Below are 1,709 nucleotides of genomic sequence, written 5' to 3'. Positions count from 1 at the left end.
TGTTGTGGTTTGTCTTTTTGTCTAGGTTTGGGCTTTTCACGGCCTTTTTTGTGGAGAGTTTGATCCTGGCTCAGGACGAACGCTGGCGGCGTGCTTAACACATGCAAGTCGAACGGAAAGGCCTCTTGCTTGCAAGGGGTACTCGAGTGGCGAACGGGTGAGTAACACGTGGGTGATCTGCCTTGCACTCTGGGATAAGCTTGGGAAACTGGGTCTAATACCGGATATGAACTGCCTTTAGTGTGGTGGTTGGAAAGTTTTTTCGGTGCAAGATGAGCTCGCGGCCTATCAGCTTGTTGGTGGGGTAATGGCCTACCAAGGCGTCGACGGGTAGCCGGCCTGAGAGGGTGTACGGCCACATTGGGACTGAGATACGGCCCAGACTCCTACGGGAGGCAGCAGTGGGGAATATTGCACAATGGGCGGAAGCCTGATGCAGCGACGCCGCGTGGGGGATGACGGCCTTCGGGTTGTAAACTCCTTTCGACAGGGACGAAGCTTTTTGTGACGGTACCTGTATAAGAAGCACCGGCTAACTACGTGCCAGCAGCCGCGGTAATACGTAGGGTGCGAGCGTTGTCCGGAATTACTGGGCGTAAAGAGCTCGTAGGTGGTTTGTCGCGTCGTCTGTGAAATTCCGGGGCTTAACTTCGGGCGTGCAGGCGATACGGGCATAACTTGAGTGCTGTAGGGGAGACTGGAATTCCTGGTGTAGCGGTGAAATGCGCAGATATCAGGAGGAACACCGATGGCGAAGGCAGGTCTCTGGGCAGTTACTGACGCTGAGGAGCGAAAGCATGGGTAGCAAACAGGATTAGATACCCTGGTAGTCCATGCCGTAAACGGTGGGCGCTAGGTGTAGGGGGCTTCCACGTCTTCTGTGCCGTAGCTAACGCATTAAGCGCCCCGCCTGGGGAGTACGGCCGCAAGGCTAAAACTCAAAGGAATTGACGGGGGCCCGCACAAGCGGCGGAGCATGTGGATTAATTCGATGCAACGCGAAGAACCTTACCTGGGCTTGACATACACCAGATTGCTGCAGAGATGTAGTGTCCCTTGTGGTTGGTGTACAGGTGGTGCATGGTTGTCGTCAGCTCGTGTCGTGAGATGTTGGGTTAAGTCCCGCAACGAGCGCAACCCTTGTCTTATGTTGCCAGCATTTGGTTGGGGACTCATGAGAGACTGCCGGGGTTAACTCGGAGGAAGGTGGGGATGACGTCAAATCATCATGCCCCTTATGTCCAGGGCTTCACACATGCTACAATGGTCGGTACAACGCGCAGCGACACTGTGAGGTGGAGCGAATCGCTGAAAGCCGGTCTTAGTTCGGATTGGGGTCTGCAACTCGACCCCATGAAGTCGGAGTCGCTAGTAATCGCAGATCAGCAACGCTGCGGTGAATACGTTCCCGGGCCTTGTACACACCGCCCGTCACGTCATGAAAGTTGGTAACACCCGAAGCCAGTGGCCTAAACTTGTTAGGGAGCTGTCGAAGGTGGGATCGGCGATTGGGACGAAGTCGTAACAAGGTCCCCGTACCGGAAGGTGCGGGTGGATCACCTCCTTTCTAAGGAGCATTTATTTTGAGCACCAGTTGGTGCTGTATAGCGTGTGAGTGTTTATTCTTACTCGCTTGGTGGTTTATGTAGACGATTGTTTTACTGCCACTGATTGATAATCGGGTGGAGATACATCTTAACCAGAATGAT

Annotated in this window: 1 rRNA gene; it reads left to right on the top strand. The window is 54.1% G+C overall.

From position 1 onward, the window contains the following. Positions 1-47 precede the first annotated feature (47 nt). Positions 48-1,567 (top strand): 16S ribosomal RNA (locus HMPREF2698_RS03305). The last annotated feature ends 142 nt before the right edge of the window (positions 1,568-1,709 follow it).

This window comes from Corynebacterium sp. HMSC072A02, assembly GCF_001810085.1.
In the GTDB taxonomy this organism is placed as follows: domain Bacteria; phylum Actinomycetota; class Actinomycetes; order Mycobacteriales; family Mycobacteriaceae; genus Corynebacterium; species Corynebacterium hesseae.
Note: the sequence above shows the minus strand (reverse complement) of the source record. Positions and strands in the feature narration are given on the sequence as shown.